The following is a 16955-nucleotide window of genomic DNA, read 5'->3' as shown; positions in this document are numbered from 1 at the left end:
TTGAGGACGCTGGCGCGCGACAACGACATGAAGATCTCGGTGATCCGGCCGCCGCTGGTCTATGGCGCGGGTGCCAAGGACAATTTTGCGCTGCTGATGCGCGCGGTCCAGCTCGGGTTGCCGCTGCCCGTTGCCGCGATCCGCAACCAGCGCGCCTTCCTTGCCGTGCAGAACCTGGCGTCGTTCATCCTGCGCCGGCTCGGCCATCCCGATCCCGCCAGCAATTTCGAGATCTTCCTCGTCGCCGACAGGGAGCAGGTCTCGACGCCCGAATTCATCACCCGTCTGGCCGAAGCGTCCGGCAAGAACCTGCGGCTGTTCGGTGTGCCGCCGGGCCTGCTCAGCACGCTGCTCAATGTCATGGGCCGGCAGGATACGCATGACAGCCTGATCGGCTCGCTCGAGCTCAACATCTCGAAGGCGCTCGCGACCGGTTGGCAGCCGCAGGTCTCCCTCGACGAGGGGTTGCGGCTGGCGCTGTCGGCTCAGGATGCCTGAGGGCGGGAAAAGCGCCGCAGCACGAAGGCGACCGCGAACGCGCCTGCGATCACGGAGACGATCGTGACCGTCGTCGAGCCGGCGCGAACGCTGACGATGGCAAGCAATGCCAGCACGAGATTGAGTGCGAACACCTCGCCGATCACCTGCTTGACCGTGAAGCCATTGTCGGTGGCGCGCTGATAGAAGTGCGTGCGGTGTGCCGACCAGAATGGTTCGCGCCGCGCGATGCGCCGAAACAGCGTGATGGTGGAATCCGCAAGATAATAGGCCGGCAGCAGCAGCGCCGCGGCGGGCTGTCCGTGCCAGGCGAGCTCCAGCAGGCACCAGCCGAGCAAGAGGCCGATCGGCAGGCTGCCGACATCGCCCAGGAAGACCTTTGCGGCGGGACGGTTGAACGGCGCAAAGCCGAGCATGGCTCCGCACAGCGCGGTGGCGAGCAGCGCCGCGGACGGCGAGAGGTCGCCATACCATCCGAGCAATCCCAGCGCGGCCGTGACAGGCACCACCTCCGCCACGGTCATCAGGTCGAGCCCGTCCATGAAATTGACGAGGTTCACGAACCAGATGCCGGCGAGCAGGATGAGGCCGCGCTCGAGCGCGAGCGGCAGCGCCGGCACGATGCGCGCGGTCTCCGGTGTCGTGAAGACGACGGCGGCCACGGCTCCCGCCTGCAGCACGAGGCGGAGCAGCACGGGCAGGGGCCTGATGTCGTCGACGAGCCCGACCATCGCGATCACGACGGCGGAGCCGATCAGAGGCAAGGGAATCGCGCCGTAGGTCCAGGCGGCCCAGGAGGCAGCCACCAGCAGCGTGGCCGCGACAACCGCGATGCCCGCACCCTGCGGGGTTGGTATCTTGTGCGACGAGCGTGCATTCGGACGCGCCAGTGCATAACGCTGCAGCAGCGGCATGCTCTGCCAGGTGACGCAGGCCGAGATCAGTGCAGCCAGCACGGCCGGCGCAAGCGCGAACAGCACCAGCCCGGCCGCAAGGTCCGGACCCGCGACGAGGGTCGTCACTCCGGTACTCCGATCGGCTTCGACCCCTGCGCCGCTTTCTCCGCGCTGAGGATCCAGACCAGGCCGCCGAACGCACCGACGATGAAGGACACGGCGCCGAACAGCAGCGAGACGTTGACGCCCTCGTTGGCGGCAAGTCCGGCGAAGCCGAACGCCAGGCCCATCGTGGCTTCACGCACGCCCCAGCCGGCAATCGAGATCGGCATCATCGTGATCAGCATCACGGGCGGGACCAGCAGAAACACGTCGCTGAAGCGAACCGGGGCCGCAATCGACTGCACGACGCACCAGGCGATGACGACGGCGAGCACGTGAACGAGCACCGACAGGATTGCGATGATCGGTCCGCGGCTGCGGCTGAAGATCACGCGGTTCGCGATCACGGCACAGGCGTGAATGTGATGCGTGGCCCACCAGGTCTTCAGCCAGCGCCATTTCAGAGCGCCGAAAACCAGGAAGCCGAGGCCGCCGGCGAGCGCCAGGAAATCGATGAGCAGCAGCGCCGAGCGCCCGTGCGGATCGGTGATGAGGGTGTAGCTCCAGGGCAGGCTCGCGACGATGAGAATCGCGAGCGCGATCAAGCCGATCGCGCGGTCGACGAAGATCGAATAGGTTGCCGCACGCCAGCCGGCGCCGGCGCGCGCCACCAGCCAGAGCCGGACCGCGTCGCCGCCGATCGCCGATGGCAGGGTCTGGTTGAAGAAGGAGCCGATCACGTTGTAGCGCATGGCGCGGCCGAGCTCGAGCGGCGCGCCGCAGACGGCGCTGATCTCGCGCCAGCGCAGCACGCCGACGAAGATCTGCAGGAAGGTGACCGCGATCGCGGCGCCGATCCAGAACAGGCTGGTCACGGTGAAGCGCGAAAACAATTCGGACAGATCGACCTTGCGCAGCGCCAGATAGAGCAGCGCCGCGGAAATCACGATTTTGGCCGTCGACAGCAGGATTCGGCGCATCTCGCCCGCATGAACAGGGTTTGCGAAGATTTGAGGCAACCCGACGCGAGCGCCGAATTCGGCCGCTTTGGTATGGTTTTGGCGCCAATCTTGCAATAGCCCTCGTGAGGCTCTCGTGAGCCCTCGTGGGGGGGCATTATGGAGCGCATACAGCGGGCCTATTGCGATCACCTTGAGGTGACGGCTAAACAGGATCGGGCTAGGGATCCCCAGGGAACAGGATGACGGATCAGGCGATTTTGGTCACCGGGGCCGCAGGCTTCATCGGCTTTCACGTCGCCCGGCACCTCCTGGGCGAAGGCCGCACCGTCGTCGGGCTCGACAACCTCAACAGCTATTACGATCCGGCACTGAAGCGGGCGCGCCTGGCACTGTTGCAGAGCGAGCCCCGCTTCTCCTTCGTCGAGGCCGATCTTGCCGACCGCGAGACGATGGCGGCGCTGTTTGCGCAACATCGTTTTACGGAGGTCGTGCATATGGCGGCGCAGGCCGGCGTGCGCTACTCGATCGAGCAGCCGCACGCTTATGCCGATTCCAATCTGTTGGGCTTTCTCAACGTGCTCGAAGGCTGCCGCAACAGCGGCTGTCGTCATCTCGTTTACGCCTCGTCATCCTCCGTTTATGGCGCCAACACAAAATTGCCATTTGCGGTTGCGGACCGGACCGACCATCCCGTGAGCTTCTACGCTGCGACCAAGAAGGCGAACGAGGTGATGGCGCAGTCCTACAGCCATCTCTATCGCTTGCCGGTCACGGGCCTGCGCTTCTTTACCATTTACGGGCCATGGGGACGGCCCGACATGGCCATGTTTCTGTTCGTAAACGCCATCATGGCGGGCAAGCCGATCCGGCTGTTTAACCATGGCCGAATGCGTCGCGACTTCACCTATGTTGATGATGTCACACGTGTAGTATCCAAGCTGCTCGATCTTGTGCCTGCGGACGATCCGGCTGCCGCAAATGCGCCGTTTAAGCTCTACAATGTCGGCAATCACCATCCGGAGGAACTGATGCACGTCGTCGGTCTTCTGGAGCGGGAGCTGGGCCGGACGGCGATCAAAGAATTGCTGCCGATGCAGCCGGGAGATGTGCTGGAAACGTTCGCGGATGTCGAGGATCTGATGCGCGACACCGGCTTTGCACCGTCAACGCCGATCGAGCATGGGGTCCATAATTTTGTCACCTGGTATCGGGACTACTTCAAGGTTTGAGATGACGATGGACAAACGCATTATCCCCCTGATCATGTGCGGCGGTGCCGGCACGCGGCTGTGGCCGGCTTCGCGCGAGGTGCGGCCAAAACAGTTCCTGCCGCTGTTCGGCACGCGCTCGACTTTCCAGGACACGCTGCTGCGCGTCTCCGATCCTTCCCTGTTCGACCGGCCGATCGTCATCACCAATGCGTCCTATCGCTTCATGGTGCTGGAGCAGCTCGCCGAGATCGGCATCGAGGCCGACGTGATCCTCGAGCCGATGCGGCGCGATTCAGGACCTGCGATCGCGGCCGGCGCCGTGTTCGCGCAGAACCGCGCCAGTGAAGCCATCGTGCTCGCGCTCGCCGCCGACCACGTCGTGCAGGACAATGCCGCTTTCGTTGCCGCATGCCGCGAGGGCCGTAACGCCGCGAGCACCGGCCGTATCGTCACCTTCGGCGTCAAGCCGGAGCGGCCCGCGACCGAATACGGCTATATCAACCCGGGCGAGGTGATCTCCGGCGAGGTGCATGCGGTCGCGCGCTTCGTCGAGAAGCCGGACGCGGTGAAGGCCTCCGACTACGTCAATTCGGGCTATCTCTGGAACAGCGGCAACTTCATGTTCCCGGCCAGCGTGCTGCTCGATGAGTATCGCAGGGTCGATGCAGGAAGCGTCGAAACCGTCACCAACGCGGTCAACAATGCCGGGCGCGATCTCGGCTTCGTCACGCTGGAGCCCGAGGCGTTCGGCGCGGCCAAGGCGATCTCGATCGACTATGCCGTGATGGAGAAGACCTCGCGCGCCGCGGTCGTGCCGGTGTCGTGCGGCTGGTCCGATGTCGGCTCCTGGCACGCGGTGTGGGAGCTCTCCGACAAGGATGCGCAGGGCAATGCCTCGCACGGCGCCGCGGTGTTCGAAGACTCCCGCAACTGCAACGTCACCACCGACCAGGCGCTGGTCGCGCTCGAGGGCGTCGACGATCTCGTCGTGGTCGCGACCGCGGATGCGGTGCTGGTCTCGCGCCAGAAGGATGCCAATGGCCTGAAGCGTCTCGTCACCAAGTTGAAGGCGGTCGCGCCGAAGGTCACCGAGGAGCATCTCAAGGTGCATCGGCCCTGGGGCAGCTATCAGTCCGTCGACAATGGTGAGCGCCACCAGGTCAAGCGCATCGTGGTGAAGCCGGGCGGGCGGCTGTCGCTGCAGAAGCACCATCATCGCGCAGAGCACTGGATCGTGGTCCGCGGCGCCGCCCGCGTCACCGTCAACGAGGCCGTGAAGACCGTGCACGAGAACGAGTCGATCTACATCCCGATGGGCGCCGTGCATCGGATGGAGAACCCCGGTAAAATCATGCTGGAACTGATCGAGGTCCAGACTGGAAGCTATCTCGGGGAAGACGACATCATCCGGATTGAAGACGACTATCAAAGGTCGTAACCAGCAAACTCCGAATCACGTGACCCGGGCCAAAGACGCGATATTTTTCGGCTTAAGGCCCGGGGAACGTGTAACTTTTTGAATCAAATCGTGTCCGGGCCGCCAAGGCGGCATTCGCCACAAATGTGGCGTCCGTGCTAGAAGCGCGCCGGGGATTTGCGTTGAATCGGGGTTTACTCAGATGAGTTCCAAAGGGTCTGCACCGGCAAAGGCCGGCTTGCGCGTCGGCGTCATTGGCGCTGGCGTGATGGGGAGCAACCACGCGCGCGTGCTTGCGGGTCTTCCCGGCGTCAGCCTCGTCGGCGTCGTCGATCCTTCGCCGGCACATCGCACACGCGCGACGGAACTTGCCAGTTGCGCAAGCTTCGAGACGCTCGACCAGCTCTTCGCCGAAGGCGTCGACGCCGTCACCATCGCAGCTCCCACCCATCTGCATCACGAGGTCGCGCTCGCCTGCATCGCCAGGAACATTCATGTTCTGGTCGAGAAGCCGATCGCATCCACGGTGGAGGAGGGCCGCGAGATCGTCGCTGCCGCGCAAAAGGCCGGCGTCACGCTGATGGTCGGCCATGTCGAGCGCTTCAATCCGGCGGTCGCCGCCGTCAAGCAGGCGATCGCGGGCGAAGACATTCTTTCCATCGCGATCACGCGCGTCGGCCCGTTCCCGCCGCGCATGTCCAATGTCGGTGTCGTCATCGACCTCGCCGTGCACGACATCGACCTGATCCGCTGGTTCACCGAATCCGACATCGTCGAGGTGCAGCCGCAATTGTCGAGCGCGGTCGCCGAGCGCGAGGACATCGCGCTGCTGCAGTTCCGCACCGAGAGCGGCGTGCTCGCCCACATCAACACCAACTGGCTGACGCCGTTCAAGGCGCGCAGCGTCACGGTCGCGACGCGCGGCAAATACGTGATGGGCGATCTGCTCACGCGCCAGGTCACCGAGTGCTTCGGCTTCAAGCCGGACGGCAGCTACTCGATGCGGCATCTGCCGGTCGGACATGACGAGCCGCTCCGTGCCGAGCTGATCGCGTTCCTCAAGGCGGTGCGCAACGGCGAGACGCCGGCGGTCACCGGCGACGAAGGCGTCGCCAGCCTCGAGATCGCGACGCAGTGCCTGGAGACGCCGTCGCGGCCCGCGGCCAAATCGCCCGCCCTCAAGGGCCCGCGCCGCGTCGCCGGCTGAACCCCTTCATCCATGTCGACCATTCAAGAAGGCGCCAAGAGCCAGGTCATGAACCAGCATCTGCGTTCCGAACCCATTCCCTTCATCGACGTCGCCTCGCAGCGCCGCCGGCTCGGCGCTTCGCTGGATGCCGCGGTCAAGCGCGTTCTCGACCACTGCCAGTTCGTCAATGGCCCTGAAGTCGCCGAGCTCGAGAAGCAGCTCGCGACTTATAGCGGTGCCAAGCACGTGATCGGCTGCGCCAGCGGCACCGACGCACTTCTCATGGTGCTGATGGCAAAGAACGTCGGTCCCGGCGATGCCGTGCTGTGTCCGTCCTTCACCTTCATCGCGACCGCGTCGCCGGCGGCCCGGATGGGCGCGACCCCTGTCTACGTCGATGTCGACGAGACGACCTTCAACATGAGCCCGGAGTCGCTCAAGCGCGGCATCGCAACCGCCCGCAAGGCCGGCCTGAAGCCGGTTGCGGTCATTCCGGTCGATCTGTTCGGCCAGCCCGCCGACCACGATGCCATCGCCGAGATCGCCAGGGCCGAAGGCCTGTTCGTGATCGACGACGCCGCGCAAGGGTTCGGTGCGAGCTACAGGGGCCGCAAGCTCGGCACCTTCGGGCTCGCCACCACGACCAGCTTCTTCCCCGCAAAGCCGCTCGGCTGCTTCGGCGACGGCGGCGCGATCTTCACCGATGACGACGATCTCGCGGCCACCTTGCGCAGCATCCGCGTGCACGGGCAGGGCGTCGACAAATACGACAACGTCCGCCTCGGCCTGACCGGCCGGCTCGACACCATGCAGGCCGCGATCCTGATCGAGAAGCTGAAGATCTTCGACGACGAGATCGCCGCCCGCAACAAGGTCGCCGAGCGCTACGCGCGGGGCCTGAGCAACGTCGTCACCGTGCCGCGCCTGGCACCCGGCAACACCTCGGTCTGGGCGCAGTACACGATCCGTCTCCCTGAGGGCACCGACCGCGACGGCTTCGCTGCCGCGCTGAAAGCCCAGGGCGTGCCGACCGCGATCTATTACGGCAAGTCGATGCATCAGCAGACCGCCTACAAGCAATATCCGGTCGCCGAGGGCGGCCTGCCCGGTTGCGAGAGCCTGTCGCAGGACGTCATCAGCCTGCCGATGCACGCCTATCTGACCGAAGCCGATCAGGAGCGAATCATCGCCGCCGTCCGCGGCGCGATTGCGGGCTGATCGCTTACCCTCTCCCCCTGTGGGAGAGGGTGGCTCGCCGCATAGCGGCGAGACGGGTGAGGGGTCTCTCTCCACACGGTATGCGCTGAGAGATACCCCTCACCCGATTGAGTTTGCATCTACCAGCGTCGCTGCCCTCGAGGGCACGGCAATGCGCATCGCAGGCCGAGCGCCCGTCTTTTTTGATCACGTCAAACTTCAAAGCCTTATCGTTAGGCTGATTAGTCTCTAAAACAGACGCATGCTCGGACGCATCTTCACGGTCGGTGGTTACACGCTGCTCTCGCGGCTGACGGGGTTTGCCCGCGACATCATGCTCGCGGCGATCCTCGGCGCCGGCCCCGTGGCCGACGCCTTTTTCGTCGCCCTCCGGCTGCCCAATCATTTTCGCGCGATCTTCGCCGAGGGCGCCTTCAACGCCGCCTGGGTGCCGGCCTATGCGCATGTCCATGGCGAAAAGGGCGCGGCGGCGGCGCGCCTGTTCGCCGACCGCATCTTCACGCTGCTGCTGGCCTCGCAGGTGGCGCTGTTGATCGTCGCCTGGCTGTTCATGCCGCAGGCCATGAGTATCCTCGCGCCGGGCTTCGGTGAGGATGCCGAGCAGCGCAAGCTCGCGATCGAGCTGACCCGGATCACCTTTCCCTATCTCCTGCTGATCACGCTGGTGACCCTCTATGGCGGCATGCTCAACGTGATGCAGCGCTTTGCCAGCGCCGCGGCCGCCTCGATCTTCCTGAACGTTTCGATGATGATGACGCTGGCGGTCGCCGTCTGGTTTCCGAGCGCGGGCCACGCCGCGGCCTGGGGCGTCCTGATCTCCGGTTTCCTGCAATATTTCCTGCTCGCCGGCGATCTCGCCCGCCATGGCGGTCTGCCGCGGTTTGCGCCGCTCAAGCTCGACGAAGACGTCCGCGGCTTCTTCAAGGCACTCGGCCCCGCGACGCTGGGCTCGATGGGCACGCAGGTGGCGCTGTTCGCCGACACCATCATCGCGACCTTCCTGCCGGCCGGCGCGCTGTCGGCGCTCTATTACGCCGACCGGCTCAACCAACTCCCCATTGGCGTGATCGGCATCGCCATCGGCACCGTGCTGCTGCCGGAGATGTCGCGGCGGATCACCGCCAACGACCATGACGGTGCGATGAAGGCGCAACGCCGCGCTTTCGATTTCACGCTGCTGTTCTCGATCCCGTTCGTGGCCGCGTTCCTCACCGTGCCCGACGAGATCATGCGCGCGCTATTCGCGCGCGGCGCGTTCTCCAAGGCCGACGCGGTCGCCGCCGGCGGCACGCTCGCAGCCTACGCCATCGGCCTGATCCCGTTCGTGCTGATCCGCAGCGCGGTTGCGACCTTCTATGCGCGCAAGGATACGGCGACGCCGGTGCGGGCGTCGCTGACCGGCATCGCCGTCAACGTCGCGCTGAAGTTTGCCTTGATGGGGACGCTCGCGCAGATCGGACTTGCGCTCGCGACCGCCATCGGCGTCTGGACCAATCTGCTGCTGGTGCTGTTCTTCGCCGTGCGGCGCGGCTTTCTCGTGCTCGACCGCGCCTGGCTGATGTCGCTGGCCAAATTCCTGCTGACAGGGATCATTCTCGCCGCCGCCTTCTGGCTGATCGCGCACTTCAGCGCTTCAGCTCTCGCCTCGATGCGCTTCCACGACGAGTTGACACTGGTCCTACTGGCCGTCGGTGGCACGATCGTCTACGCGCTTGCGATCCTCATCCTGTTCGGCCGCAGCTGGCTGGTCTCGCTGGTGCGCGGCTAGGCGTGTGCCGAAAGCCAACACGCCTAGCCCGCCGTCACCGCGCCGAAGAATCGCTTTGAACGCGGCCAACGCCGTGAGCGGATGGACCGTTTGTTGGGCCTCGGATGCACCAGGGGTCTACAGTGCGTCATGCCTCGCGGGGCGGCCTTCATGCGGTTCGCCAATCGTGATACGATATTCAGGTACCGTCCTCAGGTAGCAACGCGATGAGGCAGTGACCATGTCATTTCGCTCTCCCTGGTCCACATCTCGGATCGACCAGTTCGCCACCAGCAATGCCGACCTGCTGATCCTGATCGGCCGCATCCTGCTTGCATGGGTGTTTGTTGGAAGCGTGTATGGAGCACTTTCCAACTTCAGTGGCTCAGTGGGCTATTTTCGGTCGCTCAACCTTCCAGTGCCGCAGCTGTTCACGACGACCACCGTCATCCTGGAAATACTGATATCGGTTGGTTTGATACTCGGCATTGGTACGCGCTACTGCGCAATTTTGATCTTTCTGTTTGTATTGTCGGCGACTGCAATCGCACATCGTTACTGGGAATATCCCGCCGGTCCGCAACAGATCGGGCAGTACAATAATTTCCTGAAGAACATCTCGATATCAGGAGGCGCTCTGTTGATCCTGGTCACCGGAGGAGGCCGGTTCTCCCTCGATCGGAGGCTGGCAGGCTAAGCAGCGTTGTTCGTTTCAGCCGTTTCCTCAGCCTGATAGCCAATAACTTGCTTCGAGTGAGCATCGTCGGCCCCAGTAGGGTTGCGAGAGGTTGCAGCCGCACGATGTGCCGCTTGGTCCGTTCGTCTTGACGCCATCAACGCGAGGCGCAGCTGTGCCAGCTCGGCAGCTGCCAAGCCGTGCCTTTGCGGCCGTTACTACGTCACTTCGCCTTGTGCCTGAAAGCAACTTCGAGCAGATGGCTGACGAGATTTGAGAGCGGCTTCAGGCGCTCGCTTATTATCCTGAAGGAAAGCATCAGCCACGTCGCGAGCGCGGCACACCACAACAGGATTTCCAATGTTTCGGGCATGAGGACACCCATCAAAGCAATTACTGGAAATCCAAGCAGTGTTGCCGATCTGAACCCACCCGACAAGTCCTCTTAAAAGTGGCAAGATGCTGAAACACTCGGAAGAACCGTTAGCTCGCCATGACATCGCCTAAGCACGGCGTCTGAGTGTACGCCGGAAAGCTGGACCATTCTGCTGCTGGTGCTCTTCTTTGCCGCGCGGCGCGGCTTTCTCGTGCTTGACCGTGCCTAGCTGATGTCGCTCGCCAAATTACTGCTGACCGGGATCATCCTCGCCGCATCGTTCTGGCTAATTGCGGTTCAGCTTTCGCCTCGATGCATTTCCATGACGAGTTGACACTCGTCCTGCTCGCCGTTGGCGGCACGATTGTCCATGCTCTCGCGATCTCATCCTGTTGGCCGCAGCTGGCTTGTCTCGCTCGAGCGCGGCTAGGCAAGCAGGTGCTCGCCCCCAGGGTGCAACGGACATCGGCACATCTCTTGATTTTGCGCGATCGGCGTGCTATACGCGCTGCATGATTAAATGCTCGCGCACCGTCAACCGCAACCACATGACCCGCTTCGGCTGGGCCGTGGAAGGAGTCGTGCGCTAGCAATTCGACGACGACATCTTTTCCACCAGGCCCCGCCGGCATCGGACGGGGCCTTTTGTTTGGCCACGCTCCCTGCCGGCTCAACAGCAGGAGCATCCGATGCCACCACAACAGACCAACATCACAGCCGCGACGGAGGTCGACGCCGCAAGGCGTGGCCTCGACCTCTCCATCGTCCAGAGCCTGCTCAGGCGATACTGGCGGGCGTTTCAGGATTGGCGGCCGCGCGCAGGGGTCGCCTTGCAGGATCTCAGCGACAGGGAGCTGATCGATATCGGTCTGACGCGCGGCGATATCGATTGCATCGCGCCTGAACGCGCCATCGAGAGATTAAGAGACAGCACGAGGACTCTGTGGGGCCGTGGCGGGATGTGACGGATTCTTCACTGCGACAAGGAGAGGAGGCGATCATGATATCGCATGCTGCCGGTGCTCAGGCGGACGTGGAAATCCGACGATTGAATGTCGATGATCTCGATCTTTTTCGCGACATTCGCGCGCAGGCACTTCAGATGCACCCTCAAACGTTTGGTTCTGCTGAAGAGGATGCGGGCGGGGAGCCGATGATGGCGGCTTATCGCCGTTGGCTGGATGGAATGATCCTCGGCGCATTTCGATGCGGGAGCTTGATGGGCGTCGCGGGCTTCTACGTATCGTCAGATCGGCGATCGCAGCACAGGGGCAACATCTTCACGGTTTACGTGAGGGAGGAGAGCCGAGGTAAAGGGGTCGGAGATCGGCTCATCAAGGAGCTTCTTGCCCATGCCGAGACACGCGTCGAGCAGGTGCATCTCGCCGTCCTGCTCGAATCGACCGCTGCAATCAACACCTACAAGCGTAACGGCTTTGAAATCTACGGTACCGATCCCGCTGCCGTCCGCATAGGAGAGGCCACCTACGACAAGTACTTTATGGTCAGGAAATTCAGCCGTTAACGCCGTTTCCCACGGCTGTCCGACCTGGCCGCGCCAGAACTGTCGGGGGTGGCTTCGAATCATCGGCCCCAATGGGAAACGGCCCGCCTAAAGCCGTTTGCCTTGCCGGTTTTTCCACGGCAATATGCCCGGCAAAACAACCATGAGAACGGGAAGATAAAATGGCGGCTCCCATCAAGTTCGGCGTTGGCCAAAGCGTGCTGCGCAAGGAGGATGACGCGCTCATCCGCGGCAAGGGCCGCTATACCGACGATTACGCGCCGCAGGCTGCGCTCCGCTGCCTGATGCTGCGCTCGCCGCACGCGCATGCCAAATACACCATCGATGTGAGCCGCGCCCGCGGCTTGCCCGGGGTAGCGCTGATCCTGACCGCCGATGACGTCAAGGATCTCGGCAATCTGCCCTGCCTGTTCAACCTCGAGACCGATCCGTTCACCGGCCCGCCATACCCGATCCTGGCCAAGGACGAGGTGCGCCACGTCGGCGATGCCGTCGCCTTCGTCGTCGCCGAGACCATCGACCAGGCGCGCGATGCGATCGAGGCGATCGAGGTCAAATGGAGCCAGCTCCCGGCTGTGACCGGCGTCGTCAATGCCGTGAAGAAAGGCGCGCCGCAGGTCTGGCCGGACAAGGCCGGCAACGTGCTGTTCGACGTCTCGATCGGCGACAAGGCGGCGACGGAAGCTGCTTTCGCCAAGGCGCATGCGGTCGCCGAGATTGCCATCGTCAATCCGCGCGTGGTTGCCAGCTTCCTGGAAACGCGCGCAGCGGTCTGCGAATATGACGCCAAGCGCGACCATCTGACACTGACGATCGGCAGCCAGGGCAGCCATCGCCTGCGCGACATCCTCTGTCAGAACGTGCTCAACATCCCCACCGACAAGATGCGGGTGATCTGCCCCGATGTCGGCGGCGGCTTCGGCACGAAGCTGTTTCCGTATCGGGAATACGCCCTGATGGCGGTCGCCGCGCGAAAACTGAAGAAGGCGGTGAAGTGGGCGGCAGATCGCTCCGAGCATTTCCTGGGCGATGCGCAGGGCCGCGACAACGTCACCACTGCGAAGATGGCGCTGGCCGAGGACGGCAAGTTCCTCGCCATGGACTGCGACCTGATGGGCGACATGGGCGCGTATCTGTCGACTTTCGGCCCCTACATCCCGCATGGCGGCGCGGGCATGCTGCCGGGCCTCTACGACATCCAGGCCTTCCACTGCCGGGTGCGCACCATCTTCACGCACAGCGTGCCGGTCGATGCCTATCGCGGCGCCGGGCGGCCGGAGGCGGCCTACGTCATCGAACGTCTCGTCGACGCCTGCGCGCGAAAGCTCGACATGACGCCCGATGCCATCCGTCGCAAGAATTTCATTCCGCCGAAGGCGCTGCCTTACAAGACCGCGACGGGCAAGGTCTATGATTCCGGCGATTTCGCCGCGCATCTCAAGCGCGCGATGGAGATCGCCGAGTGGAAGGAATTTGGCAAGCGCGCCAAGGCGGCCAAGAAGAACGGGCTGATCCGCGGCATCGGTCTTGCGAGCTACGTCGAGATCTGCGGCGTGATGGGTGAGGAGACGGCCAACGTCCGTCTCGATCCCAGTGGCGACGTCACCGTGCTGATCGGCACGCAATCGAGCGGGCAGGGCCATCAGACCGCCTATGCGCAGATCGTCGCCGAGCAATTCGGCCTGCCGCCGGAGCGGGTGCATATCCGTCAGGGCGACACCGACGAGATCGCGACCGGCCTCGGCACCGGCGGCTCGGCCTCGATTCCCACCGGCGGCGTCTGCGTGGAGCGTGCTGCGGGCGATCTCGGCAAGAAGCTGAAGGAGCTCGCCGCGCAAGCGCTGGAAGCAAGTGCGGGCGACCTCGAGATCACCGATGGCGTGATCCGGATCGCCGGCACTGACCGCTCGATCTCCTTCGCCGACCTTGCCAAGCGGCCCGGCGCCGATCCGTCGAAGCTGAACGGCAGCGCGACCTTCGCCAGTGCCGACGGCACTTACCCGAACGGGACGCATCTGGCGGAGGTCGAGATCGATCCGGCCACCGGCATCATCAGAATCGTCAACTACGTGATCGTCGACGATTTCGGCAAGACGCTCAACCCGCTGCTGCTGGCCGGCCAGGTGCATGGCGGCGCCATGCAGGGCATCGGCCAGGCGCTGATGGAGCAGGTGGTTTATGGGCCCAATGACGGCCAGCTCATCACCGCGACCTTCATGGACTATGCACTGCCGCGCGCGGCGGACGGGCCGGCTTTCGTGTTCGAGACCGCCAACGTGCCCTGCAAGACCAATCCGCTGGGCGTGAAGGGGGCGGGCGAAGCCGGCGCAATCGGCTCCTGTCCGGCCGTCGTCAACGCCATCGTCGACGCCCTCTGGCGCGAGTACAAGATCGACCACATCGACATGCCCGCGACCCCCGAGCGGGTGTGGATCGCCATCAGCGAGCACCATCGCCGCCACAGCCTCTAGGCGGGATTCTTCCGCGGCGGGAATAAACGCCCGCTGCGGGGTTCTATCCATGGATGGGCCCATCCTCACCTCTGCGAGCCGGAGACGTTAGCCAATGAAAAGAACGATGATTGTCGCGGGCACCCTTTTGCTGGGGGCCGGCGCCGTGATGGCGCAACAGGAGATTGCCGTCCAGCAGGACAATCTGATGCGCTCGATCGCCAAGAACCAGTATGGCGTCATCCAGAAGATGACGAAGGGCGATATCCCCTTCGACCGGAAGGCTGCCGATCAGGCCATTGCCAGCATCGAGGCCGACGTCGCCAAGATCGCCAAGACCTTCGAGGTCAATCCGAAGCAGGACGTGGTGAACGCGACGTACGGTGCCTCGCAAAAGGTCTGGCAGAACAAGGCCGATTTCGACTCCAAGATTCCTCCGGTGCAGAAGGCGATCACCGACGCCAAAGGCAAGATCACCGACGTCGCGAGCCTGAAGGCGGCCTATACCGCGATCAATGATCGCTGCAACGATTGCCACGAGACCTATCGGGTGAAGTTGAAATAGCGGGTTACAGAGTCCCTTGCCCGGATGAGCGAAGCGATATCCGGGGAGTCCAGCCGAGTTGATAGTCTGTCCCGGATGTCGCTTCGCTCGTCCGGGCTACATACTGCATTGGAATTATGAAGGGTGGTTGCGAAAGCGACCGCCCTTTTTCTGTGCGCAAGGTCTGACGGATCGCTGCCGGAGCAGCTATCTTCGAGCCAACGGCCGTGGCGTTGATGCGACGAGGCGCACCTCTTTCCCGACTGCCTCATTACATCAGGAGTTCCAACGCGCGGCGAAGACCCCAATCAACAGCGAGACAGGCCATGGCAAAACCGTTTCCGTCGAAGACCCACATCGGCAATCACATGCTGCACCCTGAAACTCTGATGCTGACCTATGGCTATGATCCGCAACTGTCGGAAGGTGCCATCAAGCCGCCGGTGTTCCTGACCTCTACCTTCGTGTTTAGGACGGCCGATGACGGGCAGGACTTTTTCGATTTCGTCGCCGGTCGGCGCGAGCCGCCGGAAGGCATGGGTGCGGGTCTGGTCTATTCGCGCTTCAACCATCCCAACAGCGAGATCGTCGAGGACAGGCTCTCGATCTACGAGCGCACCGAGAGCTGCGCGCTGTTCTCGTCCGGCATGGCGGCCATCGCCACCACGATCCTGGCTTTCGTTCGCCCGGGCGACGTCATCCTGCACTCGCAGCCGCTCTATGGCGGGACGGAAACGCTGCTGACGAACACGCTGGCCCGCCTGTCGATCGGCGCCGTCGGCTTTGCCGACGGGATCGACGAAGCCGCCGTCAAGCAGGCCTCGGAGGAGGCCATGGCCAAGGGCCGCGTTTCGATGATCCTGATCGAGACCCCGGCCAACCCGACCAACGGCCTGGTCGATGTCGCCATGATCCGCCGCATCGCCGACGCTATCGGCAAGTCCCAGGGACACACGCCGATCATCGCCTGCGACAACACGCTGCTCGGACCGGTGTTTCAGCGGCCGATCGAGCACGGCGCCGACATTTCCCTCTACTCGCTCACGAAGTACGTCGGTGGTCATTCCGATCTGATCGCGGGCGCCGCGCTCGGCTCGAAGGCGCTGATGAAAGGCATCAAGGCGCTCCGGGGCGCCATCGGGACCCAGCTCGATCCGCATTCCTGCTGGATGATCAACCGCTCGCTCGAGACTCTGAGCCTGCGCATGGAAAAAGCCGATGCGAATGCGCGCCTCGTGGCGGACTATTTGCGCGATCACCCCAAGGTGGCCAAGGTCCACTATCTCGGTCATCACGAGGAGGCCTCGCCGGCCGGGCGTGTGTTCGCGCGGCAATGCCTGGGGGCGGGATCCACCTTCTCGTTCGACATCGTCGGCGGCAAGGACGCTGCGGTCAAATTCCTCAACGCACTGCAGATCCTCAAGCTGGCGGTCAGTCTCGGCGGCACGGAATCGCTCGCCAGCCTGCCTGCGACCATGACCCATTCCGGCGTTCCCGCCGACATCCGCCGGAAAATCGGCGTGCTCGATTCCACGATCCGGCTGTCGATCGGCATCGAGAATCCCTCCGACCTGATTGCCGACCTCACGCAGGCGCTGAACGCGGCTTAAGGCGCGGCCGGAATCGAAAAGGCCGGACGCCCCTCCTGCGCCCGGCCTTCACGCAACGAAGCAGCGTCGCGGCTTACTTCGTCACCTGGCCGCGGATCTCGCCGCCCGGGTTCGCCGCGGTGTGGATGTTAATGTAGAGCTTGCCGCCGAGCAGATCGGCGGCCTGCGCGTCGGTGAGCGTCGCTTCGCCCTTGACCGGGCTCGCGGCCGCATTCGGGATCGCAACGGCCACGCCTGCGTTCTTGCCGGCCTCGGCCGGGCCGTGGAAATGCGCGGCGGTGGCGGGCCCGGAGAGCCCGGAATAGGTGACGGTCCACGACAGCTTCTTGCTGGCGGCATCATAGTCCAGATCGGCGGTTCCGGTGCCGCTGGTGGTCGTTGCCGGCACCTCGGACTTGCCGTCGAGCGTTGCTTTCAGCTTTTCGGCGCTGGCCGGGCCGGCAAAAGCAACGGCACCGAGCGCTAAGGCGGCAATGACGGTCTTGTTCATGACATTCTCCCTGCTGAGCCCGTTCGGGCTGCCAAACTTTCAAC

At 63.9% G+C, this 16955-nt stretch carries 16 protein-coding genes; 12 read left to right on the top strand and 4 right to left on the bottom strand.

Features of this window, described 5'->3' with window-relative positions; translation table 11 throughout:
* Positions 1-498, top strand: a complete 498-nt coding sequence (locus tag GGD61_RS03575; RefSeq protein WP_246785854.1) for a hypothetical protein — start codon at positions 1-3, stop codon at positions 496-498.
* Here GGD61_RS03575 and GGD61_RS03570 read toward each other — a convergent pair.
* Positions 486-1520, bottom strand: coding sequence for an MraY family glycosyltransferase (locus GGD61_RS03570; protein ID WP_409362355.1), 1035 nt, complete (start codon positions 1518-1520; stop codon positions 486-488). The two genes, GGD61_RS03575 and GGD61_RS03570, sit on opposite strands and share 13 nt — an antisense overlap.
* Positions 1517-2476 carry a lysylphosphatidylglycerol synthase transmembrane domain-containing protein gene (locus tag GGD61_RS03565; RefSeq protein ID WP_018317383.1) on the bottom strand — a complete coding sequence of 320 codons (960 nt, stop codon included), beginning with the start codon at positions 2474-2476 and terminating at the stop codon, positions 1517-1519. Before GGD61_RS03565 ends, GGD61_RS03570 begins: the two co-directional genes overlap by 4 nt.
* Before the next feature lie 221 nt (positions 2477-2697).
* On the opposite strand from GGD61_RS03565, the gene GGD61_RS03560 reads away from it, so the two are divergent.
* The 6 genes from GGD61_RS03560 (at position 2698) to GGD61_RS03535 (ending at position 9937) form a co-directional block, all read left to right on the top strand.
* Positions 2698-3687, top strand: a complete 990-nt coding sequence (locus GGD61_RS03560) for an NAD-dependent epimerase (RefSeq protein ID WP_092261096.1) — start codon at positions 2698-2700, stop codon at positions 3685-3687.
* A gap of 7 nt (positions 3688-3694) precedes the next feature.
* On the top strand, positions 3695-5107 hold the full coding sequence (locus tag GGD61_RS03555; protein ID WP_183230207.1) for a mannose-1-phosphate guanylyltransferase/mannose-6-phosphate isomerase: 1413 nt from the start codon (positions 3695-3697) through the stop codon (positions 5105-5107).
* Between the two features lie 181 nt (positions 5108-5288).
* On the top strand, positions 5289-6293 hold the full coding sequence (locus tag GGD61_RS03550; protein ID WP_183230205.1) for a Gfo/Idh/MocA family protein: 1005 nt from the start codon (positions 5289-5291) through the stop codon (positions 6291-6293).
* A 12-nt stretch (positions 6294-6305) separates the two neighbouring features.
* Positions 6306-7493, top strand: coding sequence for a DegT/DnrJ/EryC1/StrS aminotransferase family protein (locus GGD61_RS03545; RefSeq protein ID WP_283806128.1), 1188 nt, complete (start codon positions 6306-6308; stop codon positions 7491-7493).
* A 241-nt stretch (positions 7494-7734) separates the two neighbouring features.
* Positions 7735-9261: a murein biosynthesis integral membrane protein MurJ gene (murJ, locus tag GGD61_RS03540; RefSeq protein WP_183230203.1), complete on the top strand. Its 1527-nt coding sequence runs from the start codon at positions 7735-7737 to the stop codon at positions 9259-9261.
* Positions 9262-9481: 220 nt separating this feature from the next.
* Positions 9482-9937, top strand: a complete 456-nt coding sequence (locus GGD61_RS03535) for a DoxX family protein (protein WP_092261218.1) — start codon at positions 9482-9484, stop codon at positions 9935-9937.
* A 202-nt stretch (positions 9938-10139) separates the two neighbouring features.
* On the opposite strand, the gene GGD61_RS03530 is transcribed toward GGD61_RS03535, so the two are convergent.
* Positions 10140-10289, bottom strand: coding sequence for a hypothetical protein (locus tag GGD61_RS03530; RefSeq protein ID WP_177237325.1), 150 nt, complete (start codon positions 10287-10289; stop codon positions 10140-10142).
* Between the two features lie 692 nt (positions 10290-10981).
* Here GGD61_RS03530 and GGD61_RS03525 point away from each other — a divergent pair.
* From GGD61_RS03525 to GGD61_RS03505, 5 genes are all read left to right on the top strand, one after another.
* Positions 10982-11257, top strand: coding sequence for a DUF1127 domain-containing protein (locus tag GGD61_RS03525; protein WP_183230202.1), 276 nt, complete (start codon positions 10982-10984; stop codon positions 11255-11257).
* A gap of 35 nt (positions 11258-11292) precedes the next feature.
* On the top strand, positions 11293-11817 hold the full coding sequence (locus GGD61_RS03520) for a GNAT family N-acetyltransferase (RefSeq protein WP_183230200.1): 525 nt from the start codon (positions 11293-11295) through the stop codon (positions 11815-11817).
* 161 nt (positions 11818-11978) lie between these two features.
* Positions 11979-14288 carry a xanthine dehydrogenase family protein molybdopterin-binding subunit gene (locus tag GGD61_RS03515; protein WP_183230198.1) on the top strand — a complete coding sequence of 770 codons (2310 nt, stop codon included), beginning with the start codon at positions 11979-11981 and terminating at the stop codon, positions 14286-14288.
* 94 nt (positions 14289-14382) lie between these two features.
* A complete protein-coding gene (locus tag GGD61_RS03510; protein WP_183230196.1) occupies positions 14383-14832 on the top strand; it encodes a cytochrome c in 450 nt (149 codons plus the stop codon).
* 305 nt (positions 14833-15137) lie between these two features.
* Positions 15138-16421, top strand: a complete 1284-nt coding sequence (locus GGD61_RS03505) for a cystathionine gamma-synthase family protein (RefSeq protein WP_183230194.1) — start codon at positions 15138-15140, stop codon at positions 16419-16421.
* A gap of 73 nt (positions 16422-16494) precedes the next feature.
* On the opposite strand, the gene GGD61_RS03500 is transcribed toward GGD61_RS03505, so the two are convergent.
* Positions 16495-16911 (bottom strand): CHRD domain-containing protein, encoded by a 417-nt coding sequence (locus GGD61_RS03500; RefSeq protein WP_018317371.1) that lies wholly within the window; start codon positions 16909-16911, stop codon positions 16495-16497.
* Positions 16912-16955: the final 44 nt, after the last annotated feature.

This window comes from Bradyrhizobium sp. SBR1B (assembly GCF_014198205.1).
Taxonomy (GTDB): domain Bacteria; phylum Pseudomonadota; class Alphaproteobacteria; order Rhizobiales; family Xanthobacteraceae; genus Bradyrhizobium.
This window is presented reverse-complemented; position numbering and strand designations above follow the sequence as displayed.

Excerpts from the sequence above, each read along its gene's own strand:
- GGD61_RS03565 (WP_018317383.1), bottom strand. The coding sequence starts at position 2,476 with ATGCGCCGAATCCTGCTGTCGACGGCCAAAATCGTGATTTCCGCGGCG.
- GGD61_RS03560 (WP_092261096.1), top strand. The coding sequence starts at position 2,698 with ATGACGGATCAGGCGATTTTGGTCACCGGGGCCGCAGGCTTCATCGGC.
- GGD61_RS03555 (WP_183230207.1), top strand. The coding sequence starts at position 3,695 with ATGGACAAACGCATTATCCCCCTGATCATGTGCGGCGGTGCCGGCACG.
- GGD61_RS03550 (WP_183230205.1), top strand. The coding sequence starts at position 5,289 with ATGAGTTCCAAAGGGTCTGCACCGGCAAAGGCCGGCTTGCGCGTCGGC.
- GGD61_RS03545 (WP_283806128.1), top strand. The coding sequence starts at position 6,306 with ATGTCGACCATTCAAGAAGGCGCCAAGAGCCAGGTCATGAACCAGCAT.
- murJ (WP_183230203.1), top strand. The coding sequence starts at position 7,735 with ATGCTCGGACGCATCTTCACGGTCGGTGGTTACACGCTGCTCTCGCGG.
- GGD61_RS03535 (WP_092261218.1), top strand. The coding sequence starts at position 9,482 with ATGTCATTTCGCTCTCCCTGGTCCACATCTCGGATCGACCAGTTCGCC.
- GGD61_RS03530 (WP_177237325.1), bottom strand. The coding sequence starts at position 10,289 with ATGCCCGAAACATTGGAAATCCTGTTGTGGTGTGCCGCGCTCGCGACG.
- GGD61_RS03525 (WP_183230202.1), top strand. The coding sequence starts at position 10,982 with ATGCCACCACAACAGACCAACATCACAGCCGCGACGGAGGTCGACGCC.
- GGD61_RS03520 (WP_183230200.1), top strand. The coding sequence starts at position 11,293 with ATGATATCGCATGCTGCCGGTGCTCAGGCGGACGTGGAAATCCGACGA.
- GGD61_RS03515 (WP_183230198.1), top strand. The coding sequence starts at position 11,979 with ATGGCGGCTCCCATCAAGTTCGGCGTTGGCCAAAGCGTGCTGCGCAAG.
- GGD61_RS03510 (WP_183230196.1), top strand. The coding sequence starts at position 14,383 with ATGAAAAGAACGATGATTGTCGCGGGCACCCTTTTGCTGGGGGCCGGC.
- GGD61_RS03505 (WP_183230194.1), top strand. The coding sequence starts at position 15,138 with ATGGCAAAACCGTTTCCGTCGAAGACCCACATCGGCAATCACATGCTG.
- GGD61_RS03500 (WP_018317371.1), bottom strand. The coding sequence starts at position 16,911 with ATGAACAAGACCGTCATTGCCGCCTTAGCGCTCGGTGCCGTTGCTTTT.